Source organism: Rhodothalassium salexigens DSM 2132 (assembly GCF_004341375.1).
Classification (GTDB): domain Bacteria; phylum Pseudomonadota; class Alphaproteobacteria; order Sphingomonadales; family Rhodothalassiaceae; genus Rhodothalassium; species Rhodothalassium salexigens.
The window spans coordinates 144,787-168,040 of the sequence record NZ_SLXO01000002.1 but is presented as its reverse complement, the minus strand read 5'-3'; the positions used below and the strand labels follow the sequence as shown (position 1 = coordinate 168,040).

At 70.2% G+C, this 23,254-nt stretch carries 20 protein-coding genes and 2 pseudogenes; 9 read left to right on the top strand and 13 right to left on the bottom strand.

Features of this window, described 5'->3' with window-relative positions; genetic code table 11:
• Nucleotides 1-48 precede the first annotated feature (48 nt).
• The 3 genes from EV659_RS03180 to EV659_RS03170 all read left to right on the top strand — a co-directional run bounded on the left by EV659_RS03180 (nt 49) and on the right by EV659_RS03170 (nt 4,032).
• Nucleotides 49-1,341: an adenylosuccinate synthase gene (locus EV659_RS03180; RefSeq protein WP_132707388.1), complete on the top strand. Its 1,293-nt coding sequence runs from the start codon at nt 49-51 to the stop codon at nt 1,339-1,341.
• A gap of 183 nt (nt 1,342-1,524) precedes the next feature.
• Complete coding sequence (locus EV659_RS03175; RefSeq protein ID WP_132707386.1) at nt 1,525-3,546, top strand: protein kinase family protein; 2,022 nt, start codon at nt 1,525-1,527, stop codon at nt 3,544-3,546.
• Nucleotides 3,547-3,552: 6 nt separating this feature from the next.
• A complete protein-coding gene (locus tag EV659_RS03170) occupies nt 3,553-4,032 on the top strand; it encodes a hypothetical protein (protein ID WP_132707384.1) in 480 nt (159 codons plus the stop codon).
• 225 nt (nt 4,033-4,257) lie between these two features.
• Here EV659_RS03170 and rpoH read toward each other — a convergent pair whose 3' ends face one another.
• Both rpoH and xseA read right to left on the bottom strand, forming a co-directional pair.
• A complete protein-coding gene (gene rpoH, locus EV659_RS03165; RefSeq protein WP_132707383.1) occupies nt 4,258-5,166 on the bottom strand; it encodes an RNA polymerase sigma factor RpoH in 909 nt (302 codons plus the stop codon).
• Nucleotides 5,167-5,485: 319 nt separating this feature from the next.
• Complete coding sequence (gene xseA / locus EV659_RS03160) at nt 5,486-6,976, bottom strand: exodeoxyribonuclease VII large subunit (protein ID WP_132707381.1); 1,491 nt, start codon at nt 6,974-6,976, stop codon at nt 5,486-5,488.
• Between the two features lie 324 nt (nt 6,977-7,300).
• On the opposite strand from xseA, the gene purD reads away from it, so the two are divergent.
• From purD to EV659_RS03145, 3 genes are all read left to right on the top strand, one after another.
• The gene (gene purD / locus EV659_RS03155) at nt 7,301-8,569 is read left to right on the top strand and encodes a phosphoribosylamine--glycine ligase (RefSeq protein WP_132707379.1); all 1,269 of its coding nucleotides are present in this window, start codon (nt 7,301-7,303) and stop codon (nt 8,567-8,569) included.
• A gap of 40 nt (nt 8,570-8,609) precedes the next feature.
• Nucleotides 8,610-9,686, top strand: a complete 1,077-nt coding sequence (locus EV659_RS03150) for a phosphotransferase (protein WP_132707377.1) — start codon at nt 8,610-8,612, stop codon at nt 9,684-9,686.
• A gap of 91 nt (nt 9,687-9,777) precedes the next feature.
• Nucleotides 9,778-10,557: an alpha/beta fold hydrolase gene (locus EV659_RS03145; protein ID WP_132707375.1), complete on the top strand. Its 780-nt coding sequence runs from the start codon at nt 9,778-9,780 to the stop codon at nt 10,555-10,557.
• A 79-nt stretch (nt 10,558-10,636) separates the two neighbouring features.
• Here EV659_RS03145 and EV659_RS03140 read toward each other — a convergent pair whose 3' ends face one another.
• From EV659_RS03140 to EV659_RS03125, 4 genes are all read right to left on the bottom strand, one after another.
• Nucleotides 10,637-11,119: a thioredoxin family protein gene (locus EV659_RS03140; protein WP_132707373.1), complete on the bottom strand. Its 483-nt coding sequence runs from the start codon at nt 11,117-11,119 to the stop codon at nt 10,637-10,639.
• A 126-nt stretch (nt 11,120-11,245) separates the two neighbouring features.
• Complete coding sequence (locus EV659_RS03135; protein ID WP_132707671.1) at nt 11,246-11,683, bottom strand: nucleoside deaminase; 438 nt, start codon at nt 11,681-11,683, stop codon at nt 11,246-11,248.
• A gap of 44 nt (nt 11,684-11,727) precedes the next feature.
• Entirely contained in the window at nt 11,728-12,840 is a 1,113-nt protein-coding gene (locus EV659_RS03130; protein WP_207894048.1) for a carotenoid 1,2-hydratase, read from the bottom strand.
• Between the two features lie 201 nt (nt 12,841-13,041).
• On the bottom strand, nt 13,042-14,040 hold the full coding sequence (locus tag EV659_RS03125) for an RluA family pseudouridine synthase (RefSeq protein ID WP_200288011.1): 999 nt from the start codon (nt 14,038-14,040) through the stop codon (nt 13,042-13,044).
• Here EV659_RS03125 and EV659_RS03120 point away from each other — a divergent pair.
• Both EV659_RS03120 and EV659_RS03115 read left to right on the top strand, forming a co-directional pair.
• Nucleotides 14,039-14,416, top strand: a complete 378-nt coding sequence (locus tag EV659_RS03120; protein ID WP_200288009.1) for a hypothetical protein — start codon at nt 14,039-14,041, stop codon at nt 14,414-14,416. The genes EV659_RS03125 and EV659_RS03120 overlap by 2 nt on opposite strands.
• Nucleotides 14,377-14,913 (top strand): M67 family metallopeptidase, encoded by a 537-nt coding sequence (locus EV659_RS03115; protein WP_132707367.1) that lies wholly within the window; start codon nt 14,377-14,379, stop codon nt 14,911-14,913. The genes EV659_RS03120 and EV659_RS03115 overlap by 40 nt, the downstream gene beginning before the upstream one ends.
• Nucleotides 14,914-15,179: 266 nt before the next feature.
• Here the strand turns inward: EV659_RS03115 and EV659_RS03110 are convergent, their stop codons facing one another.
• Nucleotides 15,180-17,372 (bottom strand): methyl-accepting chemotaxis protein, encoded by a 2,193-nt coding sequence (locus EV659_RS03110; protein WP_242463658.1) that lies wholly within the window; start codon nt 17,370-17,372, stop codon nt 15,180-15,182.
• Between the two features lie 425 nt (nt 17,373-17,797).
• On the opposite strand from EV659_RS03110, the gene EV659_RS03105 reads away from it, so the two are divergent.
• Entirely contained in the window at nt 17,798-19,111 is a 1,314-nt protein-coding gene (locus tag EV659_RS03105) for a DmpA family aminopeptidase (RefSeq protein ID WP_132707363.1), read from the top strand.
• A gap of 96 nt (nt 19,112-19,207) precedes the next feature.
• On the opposite strand, the gene EV659_RS03100 is transcribed toward EV659_RS03105, so the two are convergent.
• The 6 genes and pseudogenes from EV659_RS03100 to EV659_RS15285 all read right to left on the bottom strand — a co-directional run.
• The gene (locus EV659_RS03100; RefSeq protein WP_132707361.1) at nt 19,208-19,936 is read right to left on the bottom strand and encodes an SDR family oxidoreductase; all 729 of its coding nucleotides are present in this window, start codon (nt 19,934-19,936) and stop codon (nt 19,208-19,210) included.
• Nucleotides 19,937-19,940: 4 nt separating this feature from the next.
• Nucleotides 19,941-20,525, bottom strand: coding sequence for a heme utilization cystosolic carrier protein HutX (gene hutX, locus EV659_RS03095; protein WP_200288007.1), 585 nt, complete (start codon nt 20,523-20,525; stop codon nt 19,941-19,943).
• Nucleotides 20,518-21,966, bottom strand: a complete 1,449-nt coding sequence (gene hutW / locus EV659_RS03090; RefSeq protein WP_200288004.1) for a heme anaerobic degradation radical SAM methyltransferase ChuW/HutW — start codon at nt 21,964-21,966, stop codon at nt 20,518-20,520. The genes hutX and hutW overlap by 8 nt, the downstream gene beginning before the upstream one ends.
• Before the next feature lie 42 nt (nt 21,967-22,008).
• A complete protein-coding gene (gene hmuQ, locus EV659_RS03085; protein ID WP_132707668.1) occupies nt 22,009-22,332 on the bottom strand; it encodes a heme-degrading protein HmuQ in 324 nt (107 codons plus the stop codon).
• Nucleotides 22,333-22,575: 243 nt separating this feature from the next.
• Nucleotides 22,576-22,704 (bottom strand): annotated as a pseudogene (locus EV659_RS15290) (heme ABC transporter ATP-binding protein); the annotation flags it as partial.
• A gap of 105 nt (nt 22,705-22,809) precedes the next feature.
• Nucleotides 22,810-23,250: pseudogene (locus tag EV659_RS15285) on the bottom strand (ATP-binding cassette domain-containing protein); the annotation flags it as partial.
• Between the last annotated feature and the right edge of the window lie 4 nt (nt 23,251-23,254).

Here is a 23,254-nt window from a genome sequence, read left to right as displayed (position 1 = left end):
TCGCGCCGGCGCCCGCGAACCCAATTCTTCTGCACAGGAGTAACGCGCATGGCCAATGTGGTGGTCGTCGGCTCGCAATGGGGCGACGAAGGCAAGGGCAAGATCGTCGACTGGCTGTCCAACCGCGCCGATGTGGTGGTGCGGTTCCAGGGCGGCCACAATGCCGGTCATACGCTGGTCATCGACGGGGTTACCTACAAACTGTCGATCCTGCCGTCGGGCGTGGTGCGCAGCAACCGCGTGTCGGTGATCGGCTCGGGCGTGGTGGTCGATCCCTGGGCGCTGGCCGACGAAATCGACCGGCTGACCGCACAGGGCGTGTCGATCACGCCGGATAGTTTGCAGGTGGCCGCCAACGCGGCCCTGATCCTGCCGTTCCACCGCGAGTTGGACGGGCTGCGCGAGGACGCCACCACCGGCGTCAAGATCGGCACCACCCGGCGCGGCATCGGCCCGGCCTATGAGGACAAGGTGGGCCGCCGGTCGCTGCGCCTGTGCGACCTGAAGGACCCGGCGACCATCGAGGCGCGGCTCAACGGCCTGCTCACCCACCACAATGCGCTGCGCAAGGGCCTGGGCGCGCCCGAGATCGACAAGGCGGCGACCATGGAGGCGCTGGCCGAGATCGCGCCGCGGGTGCTGCCGTTCGCCACGCCGGTGTGGCGGACGCTCGAACAGGCCGAGCGCAGCGGCCGGCGGATTCTGTTCGAAGGCGCGCAAGGCATCCTGCTCGACGTGGACCACGGCACCTATCCCTTCGTCACCTCGTCGCACACGGTGGCCGGGCAAGGGGCTGCGGGCGCCGGCGTCGGCCCGCGCGCGCTCGACTATGTGCTCGGCATCACCAAGGCCTACACCACCCGCGTCGGCTCGGGCCCGTTCCCGAGCGAACAGAATGACGCGGTGGGCCAACGGCTTGGCGAGCGCGGCCGGGAATTCGGCACGGTCACCGGGCGTAGCCGGCGTTGCGGCTGGTTCGACGCCGTGGCGGTGCGCCAGGCGGTGGCGGTGTCGGGCATCGACGGGCTGGCGCTGACCAAGCTCGACGTGCTCGACGGCTTCGACGAACTCAAGGTCTGTGTCGGCTACGACCTGGACGGCAAGCGGCTCGATTATCTGCCCTACGCCATGGACGAACAGGCGCGCGTGCGGCCGATCTACGAGACCATGGACGGCTGGAGCCAGAGCACCGAGGGAGCGCGCAGCTGGGCCGAATTGCCGGCCACCGCGATCAAGTATATCCGCCGGATCGAGGAACTGGTCGGCGCGCCGGTGGCGCTTTTGTCCACCAGCCCCGAGCGCGACGACACGATCATGGTGCGCGACCCGTTCCAGGACTGACCGGACGGCGGGCGAGGCCGCGGGCCACCGACCATTGTCGGGCGGTCGGGGGCGGTCGGGTTGGGTCTCCCGCTACCCCGCCGGCGCCTGTTTAACGCCAGTTTAAGGGTCATCTGCTGTTGTTCAGCAGACGGGGGCCGGGCTGGCGTGCCGCCCGGTTCTGCGCGACCAGGGACGATTTCTATGGCTGTGACCGCGACCGACCGGACCGAAGCGCTCGATTTCATCGAGATCGACTTTACGCGGCCGTATCCCAATCTGGACACGTTCGGCGGCCGCGCGTTCGCGGCGCGCGATCTGCGCCGGCCACGTCAGATGGTTTATGCGGTGATCCAGCGTCCCGGCGTGCCGACCCGCGGCGACGTGTTTCGAAAACTGGTCGCCTTGCCGGCGGTCAACCTGGTTAACCCGACGTTTCAAGGCGTTACCAGGGTGAAGATCGACGGCCGCCAACGCGAGGCGCTGGTGACCGTGATCGAGTTTCCCGGCGACAAGCCGATGCTGGTGCCCGGCGGCAAGGCGGCCTCGGTGCCGTTTCCGACCATTCGCCAGGTGATCCTGCCGGCCTGCATCCGGGCGCTTCAGGCGCTGCATGGGCGCGGCATCTATCACCGCAACATCCGCCCCAACACCGTGTTCATGTCCGGCTCGGGCAGCCAGGATTTCTTCCTCGGCGAATGCGTGACGGCGCTGCCGGGGGCGGGTCAGCCGTCCTGTTTCGAGCCGCTCGAACGCTCCAACGCCAACACCGAGGCGCGCGGCGAGGGCGATTCGGGGTGCGACATCTTCGCGCTGGGCGCCACGCTCCTGTCGCTGTTCTTCGGCGAGACGGTGGGCCAGGACCTGACCGAGGAGCAGATGTTCGAGGCGCGGGTCAACCAAGGCTCGTTCTGGGCCTTGAGCCGGGGGCGCGACATCCCCGGCGCGCTGGGCATTTTGTTGCGCGGCATGTTGAACGACGACCCCGAGGACCGCTGGACCGTGCGCGACCTGTCCAACTGGCTCGATGGGGCGGTGCCGACCCGGCGTTCGGGCATGCGCAGTTGGGCGCTCGCCCGGCCGGTCAAGTTTCAGGGCAAGATGTTCACCGACCGGCGCATGCTCGCCCGCGCCTTCGCCGAGGACGAACGCCGCTCGGCCGAGTACATTCGCAAGCTGGACTTCGGCAACTGGATCCAGCAGATCGTCACGTCCGAGTTGTTCACCGAAAAGCTCGAACGGCTGCTCGATGTGTCGCCCGACATGGACCTGTCGGCCAGCGGCAGCAGCGACGCCAAGCTGGTCGCCCGGGTGTGTGCGTTCCTCGACCCGCGCGGGCCGATCCGCTATCGCGGCCAGTCGTTCATGCTCGACGGCGTCGGCACCGGGTTGGCGCGCCAGATGGCCGACGGCAACGAACCGGGCATCGCCGCCTATGACGACATTTTGCGCGGCGGCTTTCTGGAGACGCTGGTCGAAATTATCATGGAGAAAGACAAGGGCATCAAGCCGTTCTACGCCCATCTTTTGCCGACCATGCAGACCATGAAGACGCTCGACGTGGGCGGCGGCGTCGAATATGCGCTCTATTCCCAGTGCGACGGCATCGAGTGCCTGTCGCCCAAGTTCGACGGCAAGCATGTCAACACGCTGCGCGCCGCGTTGGTGGCGCTCGACGAAAGCGTCGCCGCCGACAGTTCGGCCAAGGCGCTGCTCGACCGGCATGTGATGGCGTTCATCGTCGCGCGCGGGCAGGGGTTGGAATCGGTGCTGCGGCGCATCGGCTCGGCGGGCGACGATAATCTCAAGCTGATCCCACCGCTGATGGATCTGCTCGGCTATCTGCAAAGCCAGGGCAATGTGGGCGATCTGCCCAATCTGGCCAGCATCATTCTCAACGCCTTCCGCCCGGTGGTGAAGGACCTGAAATCGAAGACCCGGCGCAACCAGGTGGAAAAGTTTCTCAAAAGCCTGGAGGGTATCGGCAGTTTGTCGAAGCTGATGGCCAAGATCGATCTGGCCGAAGTGACCCGCCGCGATGAACGCGAATACTATCAGGCGCAGGCCCAATGTGCCAAATTGGCGCATGATCGACGGCAACTGATCCGCAAGGTGAGCCCGCGCGAGGGACCGATTCTGCGCACCGGGTATAGCGCTGCTCAGACCATGGGCTATCTCCTGGTCTCGGGCGTGACCACCTTTGCGGCGTTCCAGTTTTTGGGATAACAGGCGATGGCCAAGGCAGCGGCCGCCCAGGCGGGCAAGAAAAGCAAGAAGAAGCGCGGCTTCGGCTCGACGCTGCTGTTTGTCCTGTTCATTCTGGGCCTGATGGTGGTCAAGCCCGCCGTGGCGCTGGTGACCGCCATCGGGCTGGCGCCGACGCTGGTGGCGATGATCGTCGAAAGCGGCGAGTTTCGGGCTGTGCGCGTGCGCACCATTTTTGCTTTCAACCTGACCGGCGTGATCCCTTATGTGGTGAAGTATTGGTTCCGCAGCGACTTGGAAATGCTTCTCCAGGACTTCACGCAGATGTGGCTGTTCATCGTCATGTATGGGGCGGCGGCGGCCGGAATGGTCGTGCTGTGGGCCGCGCCGGTGGTGGTGGCGACCTTGGTACAGATGCGCAATTTCGATCAGGTCAAGAAGATCAACAAGGTCGAAGAAGATCTGGTGGAAGAGTGGGGCGAAAGCGTCCGCCAGACCGATACCTGAGCGCACCGTTTGCCCTGCCGATCGCGCAGCGAAGCGCCGCCCATATCGGCCGTGTAACGATGGATCGGTCAGGCAGTATCACACTCTGCAAGCGACGGGCGGCCTCGCGTTGAGCCGCTGGCGGCGAGCCTGGCACCGAACGTCGCGGGCATGACCGAGGCCGGCAGGGCGCGGGGGAGGCGGTTGGCCGGGACCGTGCCTCGGCCCGCCGCTCCCCGCTCGGGATCAGGCTTCGGCGTCTTCGAGCTTCGGCGTGGCGTCCTGGCGCGCCTTGTTGCGCACCGCCTTTTGCAGTTTTTCGAACGCGCGCACCTCGATCTGGCGAACCCGTTCGCGGCTGATGTTGTAAACCTTCGACAGGTCTTCCAGCGTCGTCGGGTCTTCCTTCAGCCGGCGTTCGGTGAGGATGTGCTTTTCACGCTCGTTGAGCACGTCCATGCTGTCGCGCAGCATGTGCTGGCGGTGGCGCAGTTCTTCGGACTCGGCATAGAACACTTCCTGCGACGGCGTTTCGTCCACCAGCCAGTCCTGCCATTCGCCGTCGCCGTCGATGCGCACCGGCGCGTTCAACGAGTGGTCGGGGGCCGACAGCCGACGGTTCATGCTGATCACATCGTCTTCCGACACCGACAGCTTGGTGGCGATCTGCTCCACCTGATCGGGGTGCAGGTCGCCTTCCTCGACCGCCTTGATCTGGCCCTTCACCTTGCGCAGGTTGAAGAACAGCTTCTTCTGCGCCGCCGTGGTGCCGATCTTGACCAGCGACCAGGAGCGCAGGATGTATTCCTGGATCGATGCCCGGATCCACCACATGGCGTAAGTGGCAAGCCGGAAGCCCTTTTCGGGATCGAACCGCTTGACCGCCTGCATCAAGCCCACATTGCCCTCCGAGATCAATTCGGAGACCGGCAGGCCATAGCCGCGATAGCCCATGGCGATCTTGGCCACCAGACGCAAATGGCTGGTCACCAGCGTATGGGCGGACTCGGTGTCTTCATGTTCGACCCAGGCTTTGGCAAGCATGTATTCCTGCTGCTGCTCCAGCATGGGGAACTTGCGGATTTCCCGCAGATACTGACTAAGACTGCCCTCCGTCGCCGGGGTCGGCAGTGTTGCTCGGGTGGGCGTTGCCATGGTTTCCTCGCTCTCTTTTACCGTGTCATTTTACGGTCTACGGCCGAGACCGGATTAACCCTTTGCGGCTGGCCCGTTTAGGTGGGGTCCGACAGGCCGTTGTCAAGCCGGGGTAAACGCTCGGCCAGGTGCCTAAGCCCTTGACCTGAGTGTACGCCGCGCCGGGGTTTCCTGGCTAGGGGGCGGGGGTATGGCACAGCCCCGGTCACGACCCAGCCGACCGCGCGGCACCCGACCCGCGTCCCCTTTGGCCGCCCCGGGCTTTGTCGCAGTATGGCAGAAATCTCTCTCAACGATGGCGCTGGGGCGGGCTTGTCGGTCAGAACAGCGACGCCTGCCGACCGTCGCCGGCACCGGTCTGACGTTTTGCCGTCTTGGGCCGCTTCGCCGTCGCGCGCTTGGGTACGGCCGAGCCGGGCGTCGGGCTGGGCTCGGATCCGGCCGTGGGGCCGTCGCCGCCCGGGGCTGTCACGTCGGTGACGGTCAGCGCGGCCGCGCCGTCCTGCATCAGCGCCGTGACGCTCTGGCCCGGGGCCAGGTCAGTGCGGCGGCGCAGGACGGTGCCGTCGGCGGCTTGCAGGATCGCGTAGCCGCGCCGGAGCACGCCCTGGTGGCTGAGCGAGGTGAGCAGCCGGGCCGAGGCCGCCAGCCGGTCGCGGTCATGGCCAAGGCGCCGGCGCGCGGCCGGCGCCAGGCGCGCGGCGCTCTGGGCCAGGCGCTCGCCCTTGAAGCGCACGCCCTGGCGCAACCGGCCGAGGGTCAGCCCGCCGGCGGCGCGGTTCAACTCGCCCCGGCGCTGGCCGGCGACCGCGCGCAGGGCGCGGGGCAGGCGGCCCGCCGCCTCGTCGAGGCGCTGGCGCGCGCTGCCCAACAGGTCGCGCGGGCGCGGCAGGGCGCGGCCCAGATGGGCCAGTCGTTCGGCCCGGCGGTCGAGGTCGCGCCGCCGGGCCTGGACCAGCCGCGCCGCGCGGTCGGCCAGGGCGGCGTCCAACTCGGCCTTGACCGGCACGGCCATCTCAGCCGCGGCGGTGGGCGTCGGCGCGCGCCGGTCGGCGGCATAATCGATCAGCGTGGTGTCGGTCTCGTGGCCGACCGCCGAGATCAGCGGGATCGCGCTGTCGGCCGCCGCGCGGACGACGATTTCCTCGTTGAAGCCCCACAGATCCTCGATCGAGCCGCCGCCGCGCGCGACGATCAACAGGTCGGGGCGCGGCACCGCGCCGGTGCCGTCGAGCGCGTTGAACCCTTGGATCGCCGCGGCCACCTGGCCCGCCGCCGCCTCGCCCTGGACCTGAACCGGCCAGATCAGCACCCGGCGCGGGAAGCGGTCCTGCAACCGGTGCAGGATGTCGCGGATCACCGCGCCGGTGGGCGAGGTGATCACGCCGATCACCTCGGGCAGATAGGGCAGCGGCCGCTTGCGCTCGGCCGCGAACAGGCCTTCCGCCGCCAGCGCCTTCTTGCGCTCTTCGAGCAACGCCATCAGCGCGCCGGCGCCGGCGGGCTCCATCTCGTCGATGATGATCTGATACTTGGAGCGGCCGGGATAGGTGCTCAGCTTGCCGGTGGCGATCACTTCCAGCCCGTCCTCGGGCTTGAAGCGCAGGCGGCCGGCGGTGCCGCGCCAGCACACGCCGTCGAGCACCGCCCGGTCGTCCTTGAGCGCCATATAGACATGGCCCGAGGCGGCGCGCTTGACGCCCGACAGCTCGCCGCGCACCCGCACATGGCCAAACTCGCCCTCCACCGTGCGCTTGAGCGAGGCGGAGAGTTCCGAGACGGTGAGCGTCTGCACATTGTCGAGGGTCATGGGCGCGGGTCGAGCCTTTCATCAGCGGCGGGGCCGGGTCGGGTCGTGACCGGGTCGGCCCAGGCGGGCGGCGGATCGGGCTGGCCGGTTGGACTGCCGGTCGGGGCTGGCCGGTCAGGGCTGGCCGGTCGGGCTGGCTTGAGTCTGGCGCGCCGGCCCCGGCGGTGCAAGCCCTGGCGCCGGTCGAGGGGTGGTTTGGGGCGGTATCGTCGGCGCTATCTGCCACACGCGCACCGGGCCGGTCCACGGCGATCCTTGCCGCGCCCGCCCGGTGTGCTAGAACCGCCGCCGTTTCGATAGCGTGCGGCGACCAAGGGGGTAGGCATGAACGTGTTGGTGATCGGTGGCGGCGGGCGCGAGCACGCCTTGTGTTGGGCGTTGGACCGCTCGGCGAGCGTCCAGGAGGTCTATGTGGCGCCCGGCAATGCCGGCACGCTCGACCAGGCCCGGCCGCTCGACCTGGATGTCCAGAACAGCGAGGCGGTGGCGGCGGCGTGCGCGCGCCATGGCATCGACCTGGTGGTGGTCGGCCCCGAAGCGCCCCTGGTGGCGGGTCTTGCCGACGATTTGCGGGCCAAGGGCATCGCCGTGTGCGGGCCGGGCCGCGCGGCGGCGCAACTGGAAGGCTCGAAGACCTTCACCAAGGAGCTGTGCGCGCGCGCCGGCATTCCCACCGCGCGCTTTGAAAGCTTCGACGACCGGGCGGCCGCGCGCGCCTATGTGCAGGCCCAAGGCGCGCCCATCGTGGTCAAGGCCGACGGGCTTGCCGGCGGCAAGGGCGTGGTGGTGGCCCAAAGCGTCGACGCGGCCCTGGCGGCGGTCGACGGCTGTTTCGACAAGCCCGGCGCGCGGGTGGTGATCGAGGAATGCCTGACCGGCCCCGAGGCCAGCTATTTCGCGCTGTGCGACGGCGAGACGGTGTTGGAACTGGGCACCGCACAGGACCATAAGCGGGTCGGCGAGGGCGACACCGGCCCCAACACCGGCGGCATGGGGGCGTTTTCGCCCGCCGTGGTGTTGACTCCGGCGCTCAAGCAGCGGGTCCATGACGAGATCGTCGCACCCACCGTGCGCGCGCTGAAAGACGCCGGCACGCCGTTCGTGGGCATCCTCTACGCCGGCTTGATGCTGACCGAGGACGGCCCGAAGCTGATCGAATACAATGTCCGCCTGGGCGACCCCGAGGCGCAGGCGCTCCTCGTCCGGCTTGAGAGCGACCTGGGCGAGTTGTTGATGGCGGCGGCGCGCGGCCGGCTGGCCGGCCACACCGTGGCGCTTGCTCCGCACAGTGCGCTGTGCGTGGTCATGGCGGCCGAGGGGTATCCCGGCGCGGTCGAAACCGGCACGCCGATCGCCGGCATCACGGCGGCCGAGGCCGAAGGCGCGACGGTGTTCCACGCCGCCACCCTGCGCACCGCCGACGGCGCCCTGCACGCCATGGGCGGCCGGGTGCTCGGCGTCACCGCGCTCGGCGCGGACCTTGCCGAGGCGCGCCGTCTTGCCTACCAATCGGTGGATCGCATCGATTGGCCGGCCGGGTTCTGCCGGCGCGACATCGGCGCGGCCGCCGCCGGGGAGGGCGGCGCCACATAAGCCGGGCGGCAAGCCCCGGCGAACCGGGGGAGGACGGCCCATGTCCCGAGACGAGCAGTTTTCCGGCACCATGCCGGTGCGCGACGCCCACGCCTTCGACATCGCCGCGCTCGACGCCTGGATGCGCGACCATGTGGCGGGCTACACGCCGGGCCTGGCGGTCGCCCAGTTCAAGGGCGGCCAGTCCAACCCGACCTACAAGCTGACCGACGGCGCCGGCCGCGCCTATGTGCTGCGCCGCAAGCCGCCGGGCAAGCTGCTCAAGTCGGCGCACGCGGTCGACCGGGAATACCGGGTGATGACCGCGCTCGGCCGCCACACCGACGTGCCGGTGGCGCGCACCCACGGGCTGTGCACCGACGACGGCGTGATCGGTACCTGGTTCTATGTGATGGACCATGTGGACGGTCGGATCTTCTGGGACGCCGCGCCGGCGGGATTGACGCCCGAGCAGCGCGGCGCCGTCTTCGACGCCATGAACGAGACCATCGCCGCCCTGCACCGGGTCGACCCGGCGGCCGTCGGCCTCGGCGACTATGGCAAGGCGGGCAATTATTTCGCCCGCCAGATCGCGCGCTGGTCGACCCAGTATCGCGACGACGCGCAAGCCGGCCGCATCGCCGCCATGGACCGGCTGGTCGAATGGCTGCCCGACAACATCCCGCCGGGCGACGAGACCCGCATCGTCCACGGCGATTTCCGCATCGACAATCTGATCTTCGACGCCGAGGCGCCGCGCATCCGCGCCGTGCTCGATTGGGAATTGTCGACGCTCGGTCACCCGCTGGCCGATTTCGCCTATCACTGCTTGATGTATCGCATGCCGCCGCAGGGCTTCACCGGGCTCATGGGCCAGGACATCGAAGCCCTGGGGCTGCCGTCCGAGGCCCAATATGTGGCCGCCTATTGCCAGCGCACCGGGCGCGATCCGATCCCCGCGGACGAGTTCGATTTCTATATCGCGTTCAACATGTTTCGGCTGGCGGGCATCCTTCACGGCATCCTGGGCCGGGTCAGGCGCGGCACCGCGGCGTCGGCGCACGCGGCGAGCCAGGGCGCCATGTGCGAGCCGCTCGCCAAGCTCGCCTGGGCGCAGGTGGAGCGGCTGGCGGCCTGACCGGTGGCGGCGCATTCTTCTTTCCGGCGCGGCGCGCGGACCCGGTGACCGGGCGCGACCGGCCGAGCCATTGCGGACAAGGACCAGGGCCATGCATGTGAAAGCGGCGGGACAGCGGATCGACTATGACGCGGGCGGCACCGGGCGGCCCTTGCTGGCGGTGCACGGTTGGACGTCCGACCGGCACACCTTCATGGCGTTGCGCCCGCATCTGGAGGCGAGCTACCGGGTGCTCGCCCCCGACCTGCCGGGCTTCGGGGCCAGCCCCGCGCCCGACGACGGGCCGGTGACGCTGGCCTATTATGCCGACCTGATGGCGGCGTTCCTGGCGACGCTCCAGATCGAGGAACCGGTGTTGCTGATGGGCCATTCCATGGGCGCGCAGATCGCGCTGGAGATGATCGCCGCGCGGCCCGACGCGTACACCGGCGCGGTTCTGCTCGATCCCGCGCCGATCGTCTGGACCGACAAGATGCGCTGCGGCATGGAAGCGACCCGCGCCGGGCTTGGCCGCGATCCGCAGGCGACGCTGACCGCGCTGCGCGACAAGGCGTTTTTCCGCGGTCACGAGCCCGATTGGCTGCGCGACGAGATCGCCGCCACGGCGGCGGCCGCCGACCCCGCCGTCACGCGCGCCGCCTTCGACGCCATGCTGGACTGGGACGGGCCGGCCGCCCTGGCGCGCGCCGCCGCACGGCCGTTGCTCTATGTGGGCGCCGACCGGCCGCAGAACCGCGAACAGGACATCCGCGCCCACGCCCCGGCGATCCACTGGGGCCGCACCGTGGGCCACGGCCATTTCAACCATGTGCTGGCCGCCGAGCAGGTGTTGGCGATGATCGACACGTTTCGCACGCTGACGCGCGTCTGACCGGTCTCGGGTCGTCAAGCGGGGCAGCCAGCTTGAGCGGCGGGCCTGGGTGGTCGGTCCCGGCGACCCCAGGCGGCGCTCAGGCCTCGGTGTCCGTGTCTTCCTCGGCAGGCAATTGCCGGGCGTTTTCGGTCGGCAGATGGCGGTCCAGGAACCGGTCGATGGCATCGGGCGAGGTCAAATTGGCGGCCCGCGCCACCTCCTCGCCGTTGTGGAACAGCAGCAGGGTGCCGGTTTTGGCGACCCCGAATTGCTGCAGAAAATCCTTGTCGCGGTCGTAACTGACCCGGAAGGCGCGCAGCTGGGGCGTCCCGCCGGCGGCGGACAGGGCTTCGAAGGCATCGTTTTGGACGCGGCAGATCGGGCACCAGGAGGCATAGACCTCGACCAGCACCGGCTCGCCGCGGCTTTGCGCGCGCTCGAACGCCAGGGCGCGATAGTCCTGCCAGCCGCTGGGCATGGTGTCGGCCGGCCGCACCGCCAGATAGAGCCGGTCGCCAACCGGGCTCAGCGCCAGGATCGCCAGCGCCGCCAACAGCCCGGCCCATATGGTCTTCCTCATCACCGCTTTCCTGTCCTCAAGATCCCCCTCGACGCCGCGTTGCCCCGCCGCGTTGGCTCATTCTATCCGCGATCAGCTTGCCATAGCGGTAAACACATGCCCGCGCAGGCGTCACGAAGCAGCGAGTCAGCGGTCACGTTGGCGTGAAAAAAAGGCGCGCAGAAGGCGGGCGGCGGCGCGCTCGCCCAGGCCGCCATAGACCTCGGGGCGGTGGTGGCAGGTGGTGCGGTCGAATACCCGTGGCCCATGGACCACGCCGCCGCCCTTGGGGTCTTCGGCACCGAAATAGACCCGGCGCAGGCGGGCGTGCGCGATGGCGCCGGCGCACATGGCGCAGGGCTCCAGGGTCACATAGAGGTCGCAGCCGGCGAGCCGCTCCTGGCCGAGCCGTTGTGCCGCGGCGCGAATGGCCAGGATTTCGGCGTGGGCGGTGGGGTCGTTGAGGGCGCGCGGCGCGTTGCCCGCCTCGGCCAGCACATGGCCCTGCGGGTCCACCACCACCGCGCCCACCGGTACCTCGCCCGCCGCTGCCGCGCGCTCGGCCATCACCAGCGCGCGCGCCATGTGGGGCGAAAAGGCGGCGACCCGGCCGTCGCCGCGCCCGGCGTCTAGCGCGGCCACCATTTGCGCGGCATACGAAACGGCAGCATGGCGCGCACCAGCCCGGTGTCGAAGCGGTCCAGGTTGAGGCTTTCGTGCACGGTCGCCACCCGCGCGCCGAGCAGCGGCGCCTCCAGCACCGAACGGGTGTAGAAGGGCGAATCGTCGATGGTGCGGACGCTGTGGGGCGGCTGGCCGCCGTCGGTGCGGGTGCGCCGGTGCATCCGCCAGCCGGTCACCGGCAGCGCCACCTCGGCCGGCGGCTCGAACTCGCTGACCCGGCCGTCCGCATGGTAGCGCAGGCCCAGGGCATTGTGCGTGCCGTCGCGCCGGTCGGCGGCATAGAGCGTGACCGTGTCGCCGCCGAGCCGCCCGCGCGACCAGTCCCAGCGCGCGAACGCCTTTTCCAGCGGCTCGGTGCCCCAATTGCTGTCCACATAGGCATGACCGGACCAGGCGAGCGCGGGGGCGGTCATCGCCACCTCGGCGCGGGCCACCGGCGCGATCGGGCGCCAATGGTGGCGCGCCGCGGCGTCGAGGGCATGGGCCGTGGGGTTGAGTGCCTTGGCGTGGACGGTGATCGTGCCTTTGAGCCGCCGCGGCACCGGGGCGGTGCGTTCGTCGATCTCGATGGTCAGGGTGTCGCCGTTCCAGGTCAGCGCACTCGGCCCGACGGTGATGCCGTCGGCGCGTTGGTCGAGCGCCTCGGCGCCGCGTTCGGTCATCGCCCAGCGGTCGCCGCGGCCGCGCCCGGCCAGATCGTAAAGCGCCACATTGATCGCGCAGTGGTCGCGCGGGTCCCGGCGCCCGGCCCACACATAATAGGGCGAAAACACGCTGCCGATGAAGGCGATGATGGTCAGCCCGTAGCGGCCGTCATCGCTGAGCGCATCCACATACCACCAGCTGTAGCCACCCGGCGGCGGCGTCCACACAAAGCCAAGATCGCCGCCGCCGGCCGCGGTGGCGGCGGATCGACCAGCGTCCGGCGTCGCGGCGGCGGGACCGATGGCGGCCCCGTCGGTGCCGTCGGGTCCTTCGGCGCCTTGGGGGGCGGTGCGGTGCTCCGGGCTGCCGGGGGTGGGGCGGGCGGTCGTGTCCGATGTCATATCCGATGCCATGGGGCGCGGCTCCTCCTTCGCCTGTGGGGCGTGACCGATGCGACGGGCGCGGGCCCGCAGCGCGCGCTCGCGGCGGCTGACCGGCCCTGTCTGGTCAACTTGGCCCCGGCCCGCGCGGCGGTCAATATGGCGAGGCGGGGATCGCCCGGGTGGTGCGGCCGGGCCTTGCGGTCGGGAGCGGCGCGGTCAGGGCGGGGCCGGTCAGGGCGCGTCGGCGGCGGTGAGCCTGGCGACCAGGGCGGCCATGTCGTCGGGCAGCGGCGCGGAGAAGGTCAGTGCCGCGCCGCTCACCGGGTGGCGGAAGGTCAGGTCGGCGGCGTGCAGCGCCTGGCGGGGAAAGCCGCGCAGAGCGTCGGCGGCCGGGGCGCCCAAGGCGCGGGCCAGGCGCTCGCGCGCCGGCGCACGGCCATAGAGCGGGTCGCCGACCAGCGGGTGGCCCATATGGGCCATGTGCACGCGCACCTGGTGGGTGCGGCCGGTCTCCAGCGTGCAGCGCACCAGGGCGAGCGCGGCGGCGCGGCCGCGGCCGGCGAACCGGTCGAGCGTTTCATAGTGGGTGACTGCGCGCTTGCCGCCGGTGGCGCGCACGGCCATGCGTTTGCGGTCCACCGGGTGGCGGCCGATGGCGCCGTCGATACGCCCGGCGGCCGGGCAAGGCGCGCCCCAGACCAGCGCCCGGTAGCGCCGGGTCAGGCTGTGTTCGGCGAACTGCTGGGCAAGGCCCTGGTGGGCGCGGTCGGTCTTGGCGGCGACCATGACGCCCGAGGTGTCCTTGTCCAGCCGGTGGACGATGCCGGGCCGAGCGACCCCGCCGATGCCCGACAGACTGCCCCGGCAATGATGCAGGAGCGCGTTGACCAGCGTGGCGTCGGGGTTGCCGGCGGCCGGGTGGACCACCAGGCCCGCGGGCTTGACCAGCACCACCAGATGGTCGTCCTCGTAGAGGATATCGAGCGGGATCGCCTGCGCCTCGGGGATTGCCGGGGCGGCCGCCGGCACCGTGACCCGGTAGGTCTCGCCCAGCGCCACCGGGCGTTTGCCTTCCCGCACTGCGGTGCCGTCGGCCCGGCATACTTGGCCCGCCTGTATCAAAGCTTTAAGACGTGTCCTCGACAATGTCGGCAAACGGGCGGCCAGCCAGCGGTCGAGCCGCCCCCCCGCCTCGGCGGGATCGGTTACCTTGAGGGTATGAAACGCCATGGACGAATTGCCATCGCGCGCCGCCGCGTCTGCACCTGTACCGCCGCCACTGCCGGGGGCGTCCGGAGGCGTCTCCTGGGGTCTCAAGGCCGCCGTGGCGGTCATGGGGCTGATCCTTGCCATTGGCTTCGGGGTCGTGGTGGCGACGATCCTCTATCGCATCGGTGCGATGGAGGAAAGCGTCGCCGCGCCTGCCTCGACGACCTTCACCGCGCCGGCGGACAGCCGCCTGATCGCCACCCATCCCGCGGGGGACGGGCGCCTTGTGCTGGTCTATGCGCTGGCCGCCGGCGGTCATCTGATCGTCTTCGCCGACCCAGAAACGGAGCCCGAGACATGGCAGACCATCCGCCTGCGCCCCGCCACGTCCTTCTGAACCGGGAGGCCGCCGACCGCTTCGTCCAGACCGCCCGGGTGGCAGTGCCCAACGAGGCGTGCGGGTTGGTGGTCGGTTGGTGGGACGACGACGTGCTGACCGTCGAACGGTTCGTGGCGACCCGCAACCGGGCGGCTGGCCCGGACGAAGACGGCGGCAGCGGCCAGTTCGAAATCGACCCTCAGATGCACCTGCAACTGCAACGGATGCTGCGCGGCAGCGGCCGCAGCATCGTCGGTTGCGCCCATTCGCATCTCAGCGGCCCGGCCGAACCGTCCGCGGTCGACCGGGCCAATGCCGGCGAACCGCGTTTTCTGTGGCTGATCGTCAGCCTCGGCGACAAGGACCTGAAAGCCTGGTGGCACGAAAGCGAGGGCCGCTTCAGCCCCTTGGCCATTCGCTGGATGCACGCCAGCGACAAGGCTGACGCCCTGAGCGACGGCGTCCCGGCATCGGCCGACGCCGCCGGCTCCGACGAAACCGGCGGCGCGGCGTGATCGCGCCGGCGCGCGGGCGAGGTGTCCGCCGGGCTTGGGCGTCAGCGGACCGGCCGGTGGCTGTGCCGCCGTTCGCCCGGTCACGCCAGCCGGCCGCGGCCGAGGGTGTTGGCGTCGGTGTTGAACCATGAGGGTGTGGCTGGGAGCTTGATCGAGCAGGTGGCCCACCGAGCCGGCCCCGGACCAAGGCCGGCCGCCCTTGCCGGGTCCTGGCGTCGGCGTCGTCACCGCGCACCGCCGGGATCGGCCGGTGCGCGGTGATCGGCTCAATCCGTGGAGATCTGGCGCACGTCGTTGACGAAGCGTTCGATCTCGCTGCGCAGGCCGTTGGCGCTGCTGGCCAGGTCGTCGCTGGCTTCCTGAACCTGGCGCGAGGCTTCCTTGGTCTCGCTGACGCCGTTGGACAGGCCGGTGATGGTGCTCGACACCGCGCGCGTGCCGGTGGCGGCGTCGGCGATGTTGCGCGCGATCTCGGCGGTGGCGCTTTGCTGTTCTTCGACCGCCGCGGCGACCGTGGTGGCCTGTTCCGAGGTCGCCTGGATGGTCTTGTAGATGTCGGCCATGGCCTCGGCGGCGCGCTTGGAATGGCCTTGGACGTCGCCGATCTGGGTTTGGATCTGCTGGGTCGCGCGGCCGGTCTGGGTGGCCAGCGACTTGACCTCGCTGGCCACCACCGCGAAGCCCTTGCCGGCTTCGCCGGCGCGCGCCGCCTCGATGGTGGCGTTGAGCGCCAGCAGGTTGGTCTGTTCGGCGATGTCATTGATCAGGTCGATGACCTCCGAGATGGCGTTGGACGAGGCTTCGAGCGCTTCCATCACGCTCATGGTGGCGTGGGCCTTTTCGGCGGCGGCATGGGTGGCGCTGTTGGCGCGTTCCATCTGCTGGCCGATTTCCTGCGCGGTGGTGCCCAGTTCCTCGCTGGCGCTGGCCACGGTTTCCACATTGCTGGTGGCTTCTTCCGCTGCGGCGGCGACGGTTTGCGCCTGGCTGTCCGAGCGTTCGGCGGTGGCGGTCATCGCCTTCGAGGTCATGGCCAACTGGTCGGTGGCCGCCGACACGGTGCTCATCAACTCGGCGATCTGGGTGTCGAAGGCGCCGATGCGTTGGGCCAGGGCGTCGGCCTTCTTCTGCCGCGCGTCGGCTTCGGCGCGCTCGCGCTCACGGTCGGCGTCCTTGCGCGCTTCTTCGCGTTGACGTTCGGCTTCTGCGGCCGCGCGCTGGTCTTCTTCCAGGCGCCGGGCCTTTTCCTGGTCGCTGAGGCGCTGGACCAGGCTTTCCTTGAAGAAACGCACCGCCTTGGCCATGTGGCCCACCTCGTCGCCGCGGTCGTTATAGGGCACGTCGACGGCTAGATTGTTTTGCGACAGCGCGTCCATCACGCCGGCCATGCTGGCGATCGGCCGCGACAGGGATCGCGCCATCAACGCTCCGATAATGCCGACCAGCACGATGACCGTCAGGCCCAGAACCAGCATTTTCAGTCCCATGCCCACCACCGGGGCTTGCGCCTCTTCCATGTCCAGTTCGGCCAGCATGGCCCAACGGTTGCCCAACAACGTGAACGGCCGGTACGCCGAGAGCACTTTCTGGCCGCGATAGTCGTCAGCGATCATTACCCCTTGTTGCCCGGCGAGCGCGGCGGCGACCGCCTGACTGTCGATCCGGCGGTCGAGGATGGTGGTTTGAGCGCTGAACCGGGAATCCGAGCGCATCAGCCGGTCGTTGCCGACCACATAAGTCTCGCCGGTGTCGCCCATGCCGTCGGTACGCTGCATGATCGTATTGAGGCGATCGATCGGCATCTGGAAGGCGAGGACGCCGGCAATGCGGCCATCGGCGGTGCGAATCGGCTGGGCGATGAAGCTGGCCGGAGCGCCGTCGCTCGGCGCGTAGGCGGTGAAGTCGATGAACACCTGCTGGGCGTCTTGGCCGGCCGCCAGCGCATCGCGCACGCTGTGACCCAGGCCGGAATCGCGGTAGATCCCGGTGGTCAGGTTGGTGGCGAAATCGGGTTCCTTGAACACCGAATAGACCAGATCGCCGTCGCGATTGACCAGAAACACGTCGTAATACTTGCGTTCGGTCTGGAGCGACCGGAACCAGCGATGATAGCGGGCGTGGGCTTCGCTGTAGCGCGAGCCGTCGTCGGCGGCGTCCAAGCGCTCGCGCTGTCCCGCCGGATGGGGGTTTTGCTCGATGTACAGGCGTTGTAGCCGGGTATCGGCGTCGCGCCCCAGGGCCTGCCAGCCGTTGTCGAACGCCTCCAGCGCTTCCAGGGTGTAGGGGTTGCTGGCCACCAGCCGCAGGTCTTCCCGGATTGCCGACGTGTATTGCTCCAATTCCGCATGTCGCGCGGCCAGGACCGCTTCGAGTTTCTGGCGGACCTCGTCTTTGACCTGTGCGCCGGCAGAAAGAAAGCCCACGAGGCCGACCCCCGACGCCGCCACCATCAAGAACATAACGATCAATGATGGCAGCTTCTTGCTAATCTTAACATTATTCAGTGCTTGTAGCATTTTACTGGACCTTCACAGGGGTGGGGTCGATGGTTCGCCGCTGGCCATCTTTGCCAAAGCGCCGGGTGCTGGCACCGGCGGCTGTTGTTCGACGGCGGCTCATCAGAGGCTGCCGGTCGGTTGGCCACGCGGTCTTTGGGCGTGCGATAGCAGCAAAGCGGTTTCGATTTAGTGAACAATGACAAGAATTCGAAAACATTGTTGGTCGGCGCTTTTTCGGGGCCGAGCCGGTTCGGCGTGATGGCGAGGACGGTGTCGCCGTGCCGTGGCGGCGCGTGTTGACCCCGGCGGGTCGGCGGGTTCCTCTAGGTCGCGGCGGGCCTGCGACCACCGCCGGAGCAGATCGCCAGAGCAGGGAGGCGACGGATATGATCGAGGCACAATCGCTGGATCGACGCGCGGGCGGCGTGCGCGTGAGCTGCCGGTTGGCGACGGCTGGTGTGCTGCTGGCATTGCTGGTGGCGGGTTGGTCGCCGGTGGCGCGGGCGGCGGAGGCGCGAGTGCGTGACCGGGGCATCGAGATCGGCGTTCTGGCCACCGGGCCGCTCAACGCCATCACCGACGTGGCCGGGGTGCGCGTGGGCCAGGTGACGCTGGCCGCGCCGCCGGCGCGCAACACCGGCGTCACCGCCATCGTGCCGGCGCCGGGCAATCTGCGCCAGCGCCCGGTGCCCGCCGCGGTCCACGTGGCCAATGGCTATGGCAAGCTGGCCGGTATCAGCCAGATCCGCGAACTGGGCGAGATCGAGACGCCGATCGTGCTGACCAACACGCTCAACGTGGCCGAGGGGCTGGCCGGCGTGGTGCGCTGGACTCTCGACCGGCCGGGCAATGAGGATGTGCGCTCGGTCAACGCGGTGGTCGGCGAGACCAATGACGGGTTCTTGAACCACATCCGGGCGCGCGCGGTGACGCCCGAGCATGTGATCGCCGCCATCGAACGTGCCGAGACCGGCCCGGTGGCCGAGGGCGCTGTGGGCGCCGGGCGCGGCACGGTGGCGTTCGGCTTCAAGGGCGGCATCGGCACGGCGAGCCGGCGGCTGCCCGAGACGCTCGGCGGCTGGACGGTGGGCGTGCTGGTGCAGGCCAATATGGGCGGCATTCTGACCGTCGACGGGGTGCGCGTGGGCGAGGCGCTGGGACGCTATTATCTGCGCGAGGCGGTGGCGCCGGCGCATCACACCGATCGCCAGGGCGAGGGCGAGGGCGAGGATGAGAACAAGGGCGAGAACGAGGGCGGGGGCGCGGCGCCGGGCCCGGGAACGGCGCCCGGCGACAATCCCGACGGCTCGATCATGATCGTGGTGGCCACCGACGCGCCCTTGTCGGCGCGCAACCTGGAGCGGCTGGCGCGCCGGGCGGTCGCCGGGCTGGCGCGCACCGGGGCGTCGCTGACCAACGGCTCGGGCGACTATGTGATCGCCTTCGCCACCCATCCAGCGGTGCGGCGCGCGCCGGTGGACGGGGTGCGGCCGGTGGCGCACTGGCCCAACGCCGCCATGTCGCCGCTGTTTCAGGGCGTCGCCGAGGCCACCGAAGAGGCGATCTTGAACGCCCTGTTCGCCGCCGAGCCGGTGTCGGGCCACCGGGGCGCGGTCGACGCGCTGCCGGTGGCGCGGGTGATGGAACTGTGGCGGGCGGCCGGCGGGCGGGGTGAGAGGACCGGGGAAGCGCCGCGCTGACCCACGCGGCTTGGTCCTCGCGCGCACCCCATGCCCGCCGGCCGCCCGCAGACCCGGGGGCTGGTGTGAACCCGGGCCTGTCTGGGGGCCGGCGGGTCAGGCCGCCGGCTGATCGGCGCCGCGCCAGACGCGCACATCGTCGGGCGCGCTGAGCGTTTCGGGGTCGATGGCCGACAGCGTGCGGCCGATGGTCGCCGGGTCGTCCAGGCAGTCGAGCACCAGGCGCGCCAGGTCGGCGCGGCCGATGCGGCCGTGGACGCGCGGGTCGTCGTAAAGCTGGCCCGTGCCCTGGCCGCGCGCCCGGCCCTGTTCGCCCGCCGGACCGTCCACCAGGCCGCCGGGGCGGATCACCGTCAGGTCCAGGTCGGCGGCGCGGGCATGGTCCTCGCCCTTGGTCTTTTCGGCCAGCACCGGGCCGATCGCCGCCAACAGCCGCTCGGACGCATGGGCCCGGCTGTCGCCGGCGCCGAGCGAGGTGACCAGCACCAACCGGCGCACGCCCGCGTCGACCATGGCGTCGACCACGGTCGCGGTGCCTTGGGCGTCGGCCGAGGCGCCCACCGGCCCGCCGCCCAGGGTCGAGACCACCTGGCGGTCGCGGCCGAACGCCGACATCACCATGGCCACGTCGTCGGCGTCGAGCGCGTCGCCGGCGACCACCCGTGCGCCAAGGCTGGACAGCGCCTGGGTGTCCGACTGCGGCCGGGCCAGGGCGACCACGTCCCAGTCGCGCGCGCGGGCCAGCCGGGCCACTTCAAGGCCAGTGCCACGGGTGCCGCCGAACAGCAGGATGCGTCCGGGGGCCAAATGCTCGCTGGTCTGCATGGGCCTAGCCCTCCGCCCCGAGCGGCCCGGCGCCGTCCCGGGCCGCCTCGGCGACCAGCCGGTCGCGCAAGCGCTCGAACCGGGCCACCTGGTCGGGCTTGAGCTGGCGGTTGTCGTCGCGGCCGACGAACACCTTGAACATGATGCCGCCGTCTTCGTTGAAGAACAGGATCGCGTGGCTGGCCGAGCCCATGAACGGCCGGCTCAAGAACCGGATCGCGGCGCAGCGGTGGTGGCGGATGTGGCCGCCCAGGGGCTGGCCGCCGCCCAGATTGAAGAAGCCGTGGCCTTCCGAGCCCTTGGGCACCTCCGAGGCGCATTCCAGAATCAGGTCGGGGGTATGGACCAGGACCATCAGCCGGCCCCAATCGGTCAGGTCGTCCATGACCGTCTGGAAGAACCGGCCGGGGATCGCCGCGCCGGTCTCAGCCGGCAGGCAGTCGGCCACTTGCCGGGGCGTCAGGCCGTGGTCCTTGGCGATCGCCTCGATCACGCCGTCGGTGGATTGGGCGAACTGGGCGCGCACGGCTGCGAGTGCTGCGGCGTGGTCGTCGGTGGGGTCTGCGGGCATTGCGGCGGTGTCAGCCATGGGAACGGGTCTCCTGTGTCGATGGGGCGGCGTCGGGCCGGTGGTCGAGCCCGACCATGATCTGTTGCAGGCCGGCGATCAGGTTGGTCTGCCAGAACCAGCCGGCGGCGGTCAGCGCATAGCCGCCGGGCGCCGGCGCGATCAGGCGCGCCGCCTGCCAGTGATCGAGCAGCGGCGCCAGGGCGGCGGTCAGCCGCTCGCCGCGCTCGGGCCCGGCCAGCCGGGCGATGCGCGCCGGCGCGATGCGGCCGGTCTCCAGCGTCGCGGCGATGGCGCCGCGCCAGTCGGCGCCGGCCATGGGCCGGAACAGGAAGCTCAAGGGCTTGGTGCCTTGGGCGATGGCGGCGGCATAGGCGTCCACGTCGGCCTCGACCGCGTAGCGGTGGCCGGCCAGCCCGCCGCCCGCGCCGGCGCCGAACGCCAGCCCGGTGGCCTGGGCCTTGATCAGATGGTTGTAGAGGTTGCGCTCGCGCGGGGTGCGCGCCCAGTGCGCCTGGCTCAACTGGCGCCAGCCCGACGCGTCGAGCAGCGCGCGGCCGGCGGCATAGCGCTCGGCCTGTTGGCCCAGGTCGGCGGCCGGCGGCAGCGCGCCCTTGGCGATCGACTTGTCGAGCGGGCTGTCGGGAATGCGCGTCAGGGCATAGAGGTCGACGCCGTCGAGCCCCAGCTCGGCCACCGTCTGCACATCGTCGAGCCAGGTCTCCAGGGTCTGGCCCGGCAGGCCGTAGATCAGGTCGCAGACCACGGCGGCGCGGTCGTGGGCGACCAGGTCGGCCATGAAGCGCTCGGCGCGCGCCCGGTCGGCCTTGCGGCCCAGGCGCTGGCGCAGCGCGGTGTCGAAGCTTTGCACGCCGATGGAAAAGCGGTTGGCGCCGGCGTCCAGGCAGGCGATGACCTTTTCGTCGTCGAAGCCGTGGATGCGGCCTTCCACGGTGATCTCGCAGTCGGGCGCCAGCGGCAGGTGGCAGCGCACCGCCTGGATCAGCGTGAACAGGTCGCGCGCGGTCAGCGCCGTTGGCGTGCCGCCGCCCAGATAGACGGCGTGCACCGGGCCGCTGGCGATCGCCGGCCGGTCGGCGTGGAGCGCCAGGTCGGCGACCAGCGACGCGGTATAGCGCGCCGAGAAGTCGCCGCGCGCCGAATTGCGGTAAAAGCCGCAGAACAGGCAATGGTTGGCGCAGAACGGCACGTGCAGATAGGCCACGGTCTTGCCGGTGCGCGGCATCGCCAATAGCTCGGCAAAGCGCGCCTGGGCGTCGTCCACGGGCTCGGGCCGGCGCGCGAACCAGTGGGTCGACGCGCGCCGCTCGAAGGCGCCGGTCAGCGCCGGCCGGTCGAGCCGGGCGCGCGCGATCTCGGGCATCGCCGGCGCGGCCTTGGGCGCGGCGCCAGGTGCGGTGTCGGGCGCGCTCGGCTCGTGGCCGGACAGGGCCGCACTCATGGCCGCGCTCCGACCATGGACATGGCGGATAACAGGGTGGCTCTAACGCCCTTCACCGTCGACCTCCTGGATTACATGAAAGCCCTCGAACCGGGGGCCGCCCTCATACATATGCCGGGTCTTGCCGCCGTCCTTGTGGGCGTCGCGGAACGATTGCGATTGGGTCCACGCCTCGAATTCCTCGACCGAGCGCCACACCGTGTGGCTGGCGTAGAGGATCACGCCATTGTCTTCGGGCCCCTTGAGCATCTGAAACTCCACGAACCCCGGCTGGTCCTTGAGCCGGCTTTCGCGGCTGGCCCACACCGCCTCGAAATCGGCGGCATGGTCCTTGAGCACCGAGAAGCGGTTCATGGCGATATACATGTTGGCGATGGACATGGGCGGCAGTCTCCATGGTCTTTCGGGTTGGCGATGCGGTCCGACAGGCCCTCAGACCGGCATCAATTGGGGCGCCCCCCGGGTCGGGTGGCGCTCGATGGTGACGGCCAGGTCGAAGACGCGGCCGATCACCGGGGCGGTCATGATCTCGTCCACGGTGCCTTGGGCGGCCAGGTGCCCGTCCGCCAGCACCACCATCCGATCGGCGTAAAGCGCCGCCAGATTGGGGTCGTGCAGCACCGCCAGCACGCCGACGCCGTGACGGTCGGCCCACAGGCGCGCGGTGCGCATGAGCTGGTGCTGGTGGGTGAGATCGAGATTGTTGGTCGGCTCGTCGAGCAGCAGCAGCCGCTCGGACGGCAGCGGGTTAAGGCCGTCCGAGGCGGTGTCCGAGGCGGTGTCGGCTGCGGCCTCGGATGTGGTCTCGGATGTGGTCTCGGGCCAGATCTGGGCCAGCACCCGGGCCAGTTGCACGCGCTGGCGTTCGCCGCCCGACAGGGTCGGATAGACCCGCTCGGCCAGGTGGCCGGCGTCGACCGCTTCGAGCGCGGCCAGCGCCACCTCCAGGTCGCGGGCCTCGCTCGACCGGCCGGCATGGGCGCTGCGGCCCATCAGCACCACCTCGAAGGCGCGGAACGGGAACGACAGCTCCGACGATTGCGGCATCACCGCGCGCAGCCGGGCCAGATCGGCGCGGCGCCAGGCGCCGAGCGGCCGGCCGGCGATGCGGACCTCGCCGGCGCACGGGGCGAGCGCGCCCGACAGCACGTGCAGCAACGTCGACTTGCCGGCGCCGTTGGGGCCAATGAGCGCGGTCACCTGGGCGGTTTCCAGGTCCAGCGAGACGCCGTCGAGGATCGCGCGGCCGCGGCGGCGGACGGTCAGGTTGCGGGCACTCAGCATCGGA

Excerpts from the sequence above, each read along its gene's own strand:
- EV659_RS03180 (WP_132707388.1), top strand. The coding sequence starts at position 49 with ATGGCCAATGTGGTGGTCGTCGGCTCGCAATGGGGCGACGAAGGCAAG.
- EV659_RS03175 (WP_132707386.1), top strand. The coding sequence starts at position 1,525 with ATGGCTGTGACCGCGACCGACCGGACCGAAGCGCTCGATTTCATCGAG.
- EV659_RS03170 (WP_132707384.1), top strand. The coding sequence starts at position 3,553 with ATGGCCAAGGCAGCGGCCGCCCAGGCGGGCAAGAAAAGCAAGAAGAAG.
- rpoH (WP_132707383.1), bottom strand. The coding sequence starts at position 5,166 with ATGGCAACGCCCACCCGAGCAACACTGCCGACCCCGGCGACGGAGGGC.
- xseA (WP_132707381.1), bottom strand. The coding sequence starts at position 6,976 with ATGACCCTCGACAATGTGCAGACGCTCACCGTCTCGGAACTCTCCGCC.
- purD (WP_132707379.1), top strand. The coding sequence starts at position 7,301 with ATGAACGTGTTGGTGATCGGTGGCGGCGGGCGCGAGCACGCCTTGTGT.
- EV659_RS03150 (WP_132707377.1), top strand. The coding sequence starts at position 8,610 with ATGTCCCGAGACGAGCAGTTTTCCGGCACCATGCCGGTGCGCGACGCC.
- EV659_RS03145 (WP_132707375.1), top strand. The coding sequence starts at position 9,778 with ATGCATGTGAAAGCGGCGGGACAGCGGATCGACTATGACGCGGGCGGC.
- EV659_RS03140 (WP_132707373.1), bottom strand. The coding sequence starts at position 11,119 with ATGAGGAAGACCATATGGGCCGGGCTGTTGGCGGCGCTGGCGATCCTG.
- EV659_RS03135 (WP_132707671.1), bottom strand. The coding sequence starts at position 11,683 with ATGGCGCGCGCGCTGGTGATGGCCGAGCGCGCGGCAGCGGCGGGCGAG.
- EV659_RS03130 (WP_207894048.1), bottom strand. The coding sequence starts at position 12,840 with ATGGCATCGGATATGACATCGGACACGACCGCCCGCCCCACCCCCGGC.
- EV659_RS03120 (WP_200288009.1), top strand. The coding sequence starts at position 14,039 with ATGGACGAATTGCCATCGCGCGCCGCCGCGTCTGCACCTGTACCGCCG.
- EV659_RS03125 (WP_200288011.1), bottom strand. The coding sequence starts at position 14,040 with ATGGCGTTTCATACCCTCAAGGTAACCGATCCCGCCGAGGCGGGGGGG.
- EV659_RS03115 (WP_132707367.1), top strand. The coding sequence starts at position 14,377 with ATGGCAGACCATCCGCCTGCGCCCCGCCACGTCCTTCTGAACCGGGAG.
- EV659_RS03110 (WP_242463658.1), bottom strand. The coding sequence starts at position 17,372 with ATGTTCTTGATGGTGGCGGCGTCGGGGGTCGGCCTCGTGGGCTTTCTT.
- EV659_RS03105 (WP_132707363.1), top strand. The coding sequence starts at position 17,798 with ATGATCGAGGCACAATCGCTGGATCGACGCGCGGGCGGCGTGCGCGTG.
- EV659_RS03100 (WP_132707361.1), bottom strand. The coding sequence starts at position 19,936 with ATGCAGACCAGCGAGCATTTGGCCCCCGGACGCATCCTGCTGTTCGGC.
- hutX (WP_200288007.1), bottom strand. The coding sequence starts at position 20,525 with ATGGCTGACACCGCCGCAATGCCCGCAGACCCCACCGACGACCACGCC.
- hutW (WP_200288004.1), bottom strand. The coding sequence starts at position 21,966 with ATGAGTGCGGCCCTGTCCGGCCACGAGCCGAGCGCGCCCGACACCGCA.
- hmuQ (WP_132707668.1), bottom strand. The coding sequence starts at position 22,332 with ATGTATATCGCCATGAACCGCTTCTCGGTGCTCAAGGACCATGCCGCC.